Raw genomic sequence first — 7,622 nt, forward strand, 5'->3', positions numbered from 1 at the left:
AAAGTTCAAGCAACTTTTCATCGGACAAGAAAAAACTCTTTTCCCGGAAAGAAAAGAGTTCAGTTGAATTGATTTTCAATTATTTCATTGCTTGTTCTTTTTTTGAGTTGAGCGCCTTATTTAAAGCGTTCATACGCAGATTCATCGCATGCTGACTTATTTTTGCTTCAGGATTAGCCACTTCGAACCCATGAAAAACACCTGGATGGACGTGCAATTCTACTGAGACACCCGACTGCATTAACCGTTTAGCATAGTCTATGTCCTCATCCCGAAAGACCTCAAGGGCGCCCACCTCTATATAAGCCGGCGGCAAATTGGAAAGATCCTTTGCTCTGGCAGGCGCTGCATAAGGAGACACATTTTCTTCTCCTGCACTTCCTCCCAGAAACGCATTCCATCCAAGTTCATTCAGCTCTCGGGACCAACCCGGCCAGTTCCCGGTAAATTCCTGACTGGAAGCTGTGATATTCCGGTCATCCAACATTGGATAGATCAGGTATTGGAAAGCAACATCAGGTCCTTTGCGGTCCCGGCTCAGCAAGACTGTACCTGCAGCAAGCCCTCCTCCGGCACTTTCGCCTCCCACGGCGATAGTCTCCGGATCGATTTGTAATTCACTTGCATGTTCCGATATCCACTTAAGCCCTGCGTAACAATCTTCCACGGGAGCCGGAAATGGATGCTCAGGCGCAAGCCGGTAATCAACTGAAACCACAACTGCATTAAGCTCTTCAGCAAATAAAGCCATTTGTGCTTCTTCGCCATCAATAGTACCTAAAATCATTCCACCGCCATGAATGTGATAAAAGCATGGCAGCGACTCCGATTGGTTGATGGGACGGTAGATTTTTACTCGTACATCAGGCGCTCCCTCCGGACCGGGAATCATTTTTTCCTCACAGCTGACATTCGGATTCGGCTCCACTCCTTCTGCCATAGCCGATTGCGCCTCAGCCAGTGCTTCCCTAATAGCAGGTATCTTGTCCGTTGACAGCGAGCTCATATCAACATTTCCAAACATGGCTTGCATAAGCGGAACTGCAGCCTCAAATTCAGGGTCTAAATTTTTATGAATCATTATAATCCCCCCCCTTTATATATCGTTTATATTAACTATATCAATTGGGGCGTTATTATTCAATAAATATTCTCAAAACTACCATTATTTAGATAATCGATCTCTGCGTGCGCATAATAAGCTTATGCAATCATTGCCTGCTATTTATCTTTCTACTATCGTTTGTAGAACAGCATAAATATCGGGAGCAACCTTATTCATACGTACCGGCTTCCATTCCTGATCAACCCACATATGCTTCGTTATTCCTTTTGCAAGCAGTTCGCCAAAAGGTTCGTCTGCTTGGGCTTCATCAACTGAAAGAGTTTTGTACGTTTCTTCGGTAATCCTTCGTGCTTCATAGGAAAATTCCAGTCTCACTGCCGAATAGCTGGTAGCCCGTGTAAAAACGACGACACAGTCATCATACCGGGATGATTTTTTATAAGTAACGTTAACATCCAGCACCGGCAGTAAAAAGCCTAAGCTTTCCACCTTGCTGTATGTTAACCCATAATGACGCATGCATTCTGTCCGTGCGTTTTCAAACCACGTGATATAATTGCCGTGATGCACGACGCCCATTCGATCTGTGTCCTTATATGGCACACGGAATTTTGTCTGATGCCAGACAGTTGCCATGATCGTTCCCCCCTTTTCAAAATTACTTCCCGGAAAGCTTGTCTTGCGCTTGTTCCTGCAGACGGAATTTTTGTACTTTGCCGGTGCTTGTCATCGGCCATTCAGAAGCTTCAATAAACCATACATGACGCGGTATTTTGAAACGGGCAAGCCTTGAGGAACACCAATCAATAATTTCTCGGCGGGCTAACGTTTCATTTTCTTTCAATTCGATAAACGCTGCTCCTGTTTCTGTTGTCAGCCTGTCTGGAACGCCTACAATATTGACTTGATTAACAGACGGATGTTCGGATATCACAACTTCGACTTCTCTTGGGGAGACGAGTTCTCCGGATACTTTATACATCTCTTTGCTTCGGCCGAGAAGCTGGATATAGCCATTCTCATCGATTCTTCCAACATCCCCCGTACGGAGCCAGCCATCTTTATCAATAACTTCTGCTGTTTCATCGGGTTTATTGTAATAACCGTGCGAAACTGTTGCACCTCTTACGGCCAATTCACCGACTGATCCTTCAGAAAGTGTTTCGCCTGTATCCACGTCAATTGTCTTATATTCAACGGTGCTGCCATTATATTCCGGCAAGCCGCTGACACCGCCAAGTTTTGGTCGGCCGACCCGAGTTGAAATGCGTTCCAGCGGATCACCAATTTCCGTAGTTACGCCCGACGAGGCCACCTCTGTCTGCCCATACCCGGTAATCGTTTCAGTCAGCCCCAATACTTCAATTGCTTGCTCCCACACTGGGACAGGAGCCGGCGCCGCTCCACACCACATCGCAAAAAGGTGGGATAAATCAAATTCAGAAACCCGCGGATGATTTAATAAAGCTACAAGTGTCGACGGCACACAAAGGTAATCGTTTGCTTTGTATTTCTCCATCATTTGTAACGATTGCAGCGGTGATGCCCCCAGAGCTGAAACGAATGAGCCGCCGACAAACGACATGGCAAAAATCGCTTCAATAATCGCAAAGCAATGATAAAACGGGAGCGGAGCAAATGTAACACGTCCATCTTCAATAGCTCTGCTCATACATGTTGCATAACCGCAGCGCAGCAGCATATCGTCGGTGAGCATGACACCTTTTGGGCTGCCTGTTGAGCCGGATGTGTACATAATGATTGCCACTTCATCAGGATAACGGGACTTTCGCCATCTTTCATCAAGTACTGCACGGCTGACAGAAGTTCCACCTTGTATAAATGTATCCCAGTCCATAAAACGATTATCAACTGGTTTCTTATCTTCACCAGGAAGACAGATCACCTGCTTCAATTGACTGTTTTTCTGAAATTCTTCATTAGCCAATAATTCAGCAACAGCTTTTCCATGTTGTTTGTCTTTCACTTTTTGATGCAAAAACAAAAATTTAGTGTCTGATTGCACAATAATATATTCAAGTTCATCTTTTGCAAGCATTGAATTAATCGGTATAAAAACGGCCCCTACTATAGAAGAAGCAATCATTAATGATGGATACGTTGCATCATTATCCATTAAAACAGCAACATGATCTCTTCGTTTCACACCAAGAGCGATAAAAGCTTTCGCATATTGAATCGCGTTTTCCCAGATATCGCCATATGTAAATTCTTCATTATTTATATAGAGATATGGTCTGTCTTGATATTGTTCACATGCTTTTGCGAAATGACCGGCAATCGTATCCCGCGGCCATACCGGGTAGCGTGCCTCAAGCGCTTCTCTTCTCTTGACTGCACTTTGCTTTATAGTAGCTTGACTTGCTGACATTTAATTGCCTCCTATTTGTGATGGATAAATTACAAAACCGATTATTACATGTCTACGTTACGGATTATATTTTTTAAAGGCGATGACAGCGTTGTGCCCGCCAAACCCAAACCCGTTAGACAGAGCAAGGTTGATACTGCCCTCCGCTGCTTCATTGGGGATATAATCCAAGTCACATTCCGGGTCCGGTTTTTCCAAATTAATTGTTGGCGGAAATAAGTTTTCGTTCATACTTTTAAGGGTGATGATGGCTTCTGCTCCACCTGCTGCGCCAAACATATGACCTGTCATCGATTTGGTAGAACTTACCTTAAGTCCACTGACATGTTCACCAAATACTTCTTTAATTGCTTTTGTCTCTGAGATATCGCCAGCCGGCGTGCTTGTACCGTGGGCATTAATATAATCAATGTCTTCCGGAAGAGCCTGGGCCCGGTCAATCGCCAGTTTCATCGCTTTTGCAGCCCCATGGTAATCAGGTTCGGTAATATGATACGCGTCAGTGGTACTTCCGTAGCCGACAATTTCACCGATTATCGGGGCATCACGTTTTACTGCGTGTTCATATTCCTCCAGAAATAACACACCAGCCCCCTCAGACATCACAAAACCGTCCCGATCGCTGTCAAACGGACGCGATGCCTTCTCAGGCGCATCATTTTGCGTTGACATGGCACGCATTTTTGAAAATCCTGCAAAATACAGCGGGGTGATGGTCGCCTCTGCACCTCCTGCTAAAATTGCATCCGAATAACCATGTGCTATATTCAAATAAGCTTCACCAATCGCATGATTACTTGTTGCACAGGCGGAAACGGCAGCAAAACTCGGACCACGGAACCCGGTTTTAATTGCTGTTAACCCTGCTGCCATGTTATTAATCATTGTTGGAATTAAAAAAGGCGACACGCGTCTTGTTCCTTTATCAAGCATTGTTTCATGATTGTTCAGCAGCGTTTGCAATCCCCCGGTACCCGAGCCAATATAAATACCAGCGCGATCTTTATCAATCGTTTCCAAATCCAGCTCTGCTGACTCAAGAGCTTGCATAGCAGCTGCATAACCATATTGCGTGAACAAATCATAGCGCTTTAATTCTTTTCCTTCAAGATACTCTTCGCCATTAAACTCATCGATATAGCCCGCAATCCGCGTATTTATATCTGCATAATTCTCTGATTCAAGCGGTCTGATTCCGGACTCGCCATTTCTAATATTATTCCACAGAGTTTCCACATCATTTCCAAGGGGAGAAACAACCCCCATTCCTGTTACAACAACTCGGCGCATCAAATAAATGCCTCCTTTCAAAACGATTTAGATTTAACTTAACATAGTATTTTAACATATTAAAAAATATCTTGTGACACCAGCCCGAATTCCTCCGGCAAAAATATTTTCAATAGACAGCCGAGTCCTTTATAATATAAAACATGCTGATCATTTCATTGGAAAACATCTTATTGAAGGAGCGATACATATGAGCAACAAAATCAAATTAGGGATTGTCGGTTATGGCAACCTCGGAAAAGGCGCAGTTAAAGCCGTTAAAGCAACTGATGATTTAGAATTAACAGCTGTTTTCACCAGAAGAGATCCTGAAACACTTGAGCTTGATGACCCAAGTGTAAAAGCGGTCCATATTGATAATGCGAGTGATTATAAAGATGAAATTGACGTCATGGTTCTTTGCGGCGGCTCAGCAACGGATCTTCCGGAACAAACACCACATTTTGCAAGCATGTTCAACACCGTGGACAGCTACGATACCCACGCTAAAATTCCGGAATTTTACGAGTCAGTCAATGAAGTCGCTGAAAAGAATGATACAACAGCTATTATTTCAGTCGGATGGGACCCTGGTTTCTTCTCACTTAACCGCGTGATGGCAGAAGCTATTTTGCCGAGAGGGGAAAATTACTCGTTTTGGGGCAAAGGATTAAGTCAAGGACATTCCGATGCCGTCCGCAGAGTTGAAGGGGTTAAAAACGGTGTTCAATATACAATTCCATCTGAAGACGCCATTGCAAAAGTGCGCAGCGGGGAAAACCCTGAATTAACGAAAGCCCAAAAACATCGCCGTGTTTGCTACATTGTAGCTGAAGATGGCGTAGACAAATCAACTATCGAAGAAACTATCAAAACAATGCCAAACTATTTCGCTGATTACGAAACAGAAGTGAATTTCATTTCTGAAGAAGAGCTGGCACGCGACCATTCCAAAGCACCGCATGGCGGATTTGTCATTCGTGGCGGAAAAACCGGAGATGATAACGACCAGCTATATGAATTCTCGTTGACTCTGGACAGCAACCCCGAGTTTACCGCCAGCGTTCTCGTGGCTTATGCAAGAGCCGCTCATCGGATGAGTCAGGAAAAACAATTCGGCGCTAAAACAATCTATGATGTCGCCCCGGCATATATCTCACCAAAATCAGCAGAAGAATTGAGAAGAGATTATCTATAAGAATACTTGAAAAAGCGGATAAACGGTATCGGCCAAAATAATTGCCTGCCTTGGCTGACATAGGCAGGCAATTTTTTGCTGGTTTTTTTGTCACATACAACCCATACAATATCTCTTGGCTAATGGCTCAGGGGTCCTGTTTCCACGACAATATAACACTGAGGACCTGGGGATCTGCTGTTTTCATTAATTGTTTACTTATATGAGAGCCCAGTAAAAGGAGATCTATTCTGTTCGGGTCTTCGGAGTGGCACGCCCGGCAAATGCTCTTATACGCGTGATAATTGCTCCAATTCGCGTCATGTGTAGTGGCTTTCGCGTGGTACTCCTAAAATTTAGCGTGGTGACGGCGGGATTTCGGTTAGTACCTCTCAAATTTCGCGTGATTCCTTGTAAATAACATACGACGATACCCTTGATTTTTGGTTCAGTTCCAAAACCATGAATATGAAATGCTATTTTCAGTGCTGTTTGCTGTTAAGTTGACTATAATCTTAAACTTTCCTGTTTGAAACTAAAAAAACCTGCAAATGCTGATACAAAAGCATTTACAGGTGTTTATTTCATTTCTTATCTTATCTTATCTTAAATTATCCTAGAGATACCTGAGGTGGGATTCGAACCCACACGCCCGTAGGCACAGCATTTTGAGTGCTGCGTGTCTGCCAGTTCCACCACTCAGGCATATACGTTAACTTTTGGAGGCGGTAACCGGATTCGAACCGGTGATAAAGGTTTTGCAGACCTCTGCCTTACCACTTGGCTATACCGCCAATGGAAAAGAAAATGGAGCGGAAGACGGGATTCGAACCCGCGACCCCCACCTTGGCAAGGTGGTGTTCTACCACTGAACTACTTCCGCATGAAATGGCTGGGCTAGCTGGATTCGAACCAGCGAATCACGGGATCAAAACCCGATGCCTTACCGCTTGGCTATAGCCCAATAACATTTAAAATGATATGGGGCGACCGGTGGGGATCGAACCCACGAGTGCCGGAGCCACAATCCGGTGCGTTAACCACTTCGCCACGACCGCCATAATAAAGTTATGGCAGGGGTAGCAGGAGTCGAACCCGCATCAAAGGTTTTGGAGACCTTCGTTTTGCCATTAAACTATACCCCTACTTATCAGAAATGGTGGAGGGGGAGAGATTCGAACTCCCGAACCCTGAGGGAGCGGATTTACAGTCCGCCGCGTTTAGCCACTTCGCTACCCCTCCGTATAAGATTATTAATCAAGTGGTGGCTCGGGACGGAATCGAACCGCCGACACACGGATTTTCAGTCCGTTGCTCTACCGACTGAGCTACCGAGCCAACATATGTATGCTATGTTTTTTTAAAGATGGCGGTCCGGACGGGACTCGAACCCGCGACCTCCTGCGTGACAGGCAGGCATTCTAACCAACTGAACTACCGGACCAATTTGGTTGCACTCAAGAGTACTACTGATATTCAACTTACTTAGATGTGAGCTCAACGTAGATAGTTGAATTATTTTGGTTGCGGGGGCAAGATTTGAACTTGCGACCTTCGGGTTATGAGCCCGACGAGCTACCAGACTGCTCCACCCCGCGATATGAGGTAAATATTGAAATAGTCAATGGTGGAGGATGCTGGGCTCGAACCAGCGACCCCCTGCTTGTAAGGCAGGTGCTCTCCCAACTGAGCTAATCCTCCAATGGTGACCCGTACGG

General features: G+C 44.9%; 5 protein-coding genes and 11 tRNA genes. 1 reads left to right on the plus strand and 15 read right to left on the minus strand.

Features of this window, described 5'->3' with window-relative positions:
* Positions 1 to 79: 79 nt before the first annotated feature.
* The 4 genes from BMZ22_RS11085 to fabF all read right to left on the minus strand — a co-directional run bounded on the left by BMZ22_RS11085 (position 80) and on the right by fabF (position 4,751).
* Positions 80 to 1,081 (minus strand): alpha/beta hydrolase, encoded by a 1,002-nt coding sequence (locus BMZ22_RS11085; protein WP_090085495.1) that lies wholly within the window; start codon positions 1,079 to 1,081, stop codon positions 80 to 82.
* Between the two features lie 144 nt (positions 1,082 to 1,225).
* Positions 1,226 to 1,702 carry an acyl-CoA thioesterase gene (locus tag BMZ22_RS11090; protein WP_090085497.1) on the minus strand — a complete coding sequence of 159 codons (477 nt, stop codon included), beginning with the start codon at positions 1,700 to 1,702 and terminating at the stop codon, positions 1,226 to 1,228.
* Positions 1,703 to 1,724: 22 nt separating this feature from the next.
* Entirely contained in the window at positions 1,725 to 3,458 is a 1,734-nt protein-coding gene (locus tag BMZ22_RS11095) for a class I adenylate-forming enzyme family protein (protein ID WP_090085500.1), read from the minus strand.
* A 57-nt stretch (positions 3,459 to 3,515) separates the two neighbouring features.
* A complete protein-coding gene (fabF, locus tag BMZ22_RS11100) occupies positions 3,516 to 4,751 on the minus strand; it encodes a beta-ketoacyl-ACP synthase II (RefSeq protein WP_090085502.1) in 1,236 nt (411 codons plus the stop codon).
* A gap of 187 nt (positions 4,752 to 4,938) precedes the next feature.
* Here fabF and BMZ22_RS11105 point away from each other — a divergent pair, with 187 nt between their 5' ends.
* Positions 4,939 to 5,925, plus strand: a complete 987-nt coding sequence (locus BMZ22_RS11105; protein ID WP_090085505.1) for a diaminopimelate dehydrogenase — start codon at positions 4,939 to 4,941, stop codon at positions 5,923 to 5,925.
* 602 nt (positions 5,926 to 6,527) lie between these two features.
* Here BMZ22_RS11105 and BMZ22_RS11110 read toward each other — a convergent pair.
* The 11 genes from BMZ22_RS11110 to BMZ22_RS11160 all read right to left on the minus strand — a co-directional run bounded on the left by BMZ22_RS11110 (position 6,528) and on the right by BMZ22_RS11160 (position 7,605).
* Positions 6,528 to 6,609, minus strand: a tRNA-Leu gene (locus BMZ22_RS11110).
* Positions 6,610 to 6,624: 15 nt separating this feature from the next.
* Positions 6,625 to 6,698: transfer RNA gene (locus tag BMZ22_RS11115), tRNA-Cys, on the minus strand.
* A 14-nt stretch (positions 6,699 to 6,712) separates the two neighbouring features.
* A tRNA-Gly gene (locus BMZ22_RS11120) sits at positions 6,713 to 6,787 on the minus strand.
* A 6-nt stretch (positions 6,788 to 6,793) separates the two neighbouring features.
* Positions 6,794 to 6,868: transfer RNA gene (locus BMZ22_RS11125), tRNA-Gln, on the minus strand.
* An 18-nt stretch (positions 6,869 to 6,886) separates the two neighbouring features.
* Positions 6,887 to 6,962, minus strand: a tRNA-His gene (locus tag BMZ22_RS11130).
* A 13-nt stretch (positions 6,963 to 6,975) separates the two neighbouring features.
* Positions 6,976 to 7,049, minus strand: a tRNA-Trp gene (locus BMZ22_RS11135).
* A gap of 12 nt (positions 7,050 to 7,061) precedes the next feature.
* Positions 7,062 to 7,146, minus strand: a tRNA-Tyr gene (locus BMZ22_RS11140).
* Positions 7,147 to 7,166: 20 nt separating this feature from the next.
* A tRNA-Phe gene (locus tag BMZ22_RS11145) sits at positions 7,167 to 7,242 on the minus strand.
* A 29-nt stretch (positions 7,243 to 7,271) separates the two neighbouring features.
* Positions 7,272 to 7,348: transfer RNA gene (locus tag BMZ22_RS11150), tRNA-Asp, on the minus strand.
* A gap of 77 nt (positions 7,349 to 7,425) precedes the next feature.
* Positions 7,426 to 7,502, minus strand: a tRNA-Met gene (locus tag BMZ22_RS11155).
* Positions 7,503 to 7,529: 27 nt separating this feature from the next.
* Positions 7,530 to 7,605, minus strand: a tRNA-Val gene (locus BMZ22_RS11160).
* Between the last annotated feature and the right edge of the window lie 17 nt (positions 7,606 to 7,622).

The sequence above is a fragment of the Lentibacillus persicus genome, assembly GCF_900112705.1.
Classification (GTDB): Bacteria; Bacillota; Bacilli; order Bacillales; family Amphibacillaceae; genus Lentibacillus; species Lentibacillus persicus.

Bases quoted from the DNA above. Each gene is read 5' to 3' on its own strand.
- BMZ22_RS11090 (WP_090085497.1), bottom strand. From the start codon at position 1,702: ATGGCAACTGTCTGGCATCAGACAAAATTCCGTGTGCCATATAAGGAC.
- BMZ22_RS11095 (WP_090085500.1), bottom strand. From the start codon at position 3,458: ATGTCAGCAAGTCAAGCTACTATAAAGCAAAGTGCAGTCAAGAGAAGA.
- BMZ22_RS11105 (WP_090085505.1), top strand. From the start codon at position 4,939: ATGAGCAACAAAATCAAATTAGGGATTGTCGGTTATGGCAACCTCGGA.
- BMZ22_RS11085 (WP_090085495.1), bottom strand. From the start codon at position 1,081: ATGATTCATAAAAATTTAGACCCTGAATTTGAGGCTGCAGTTCCGCTT.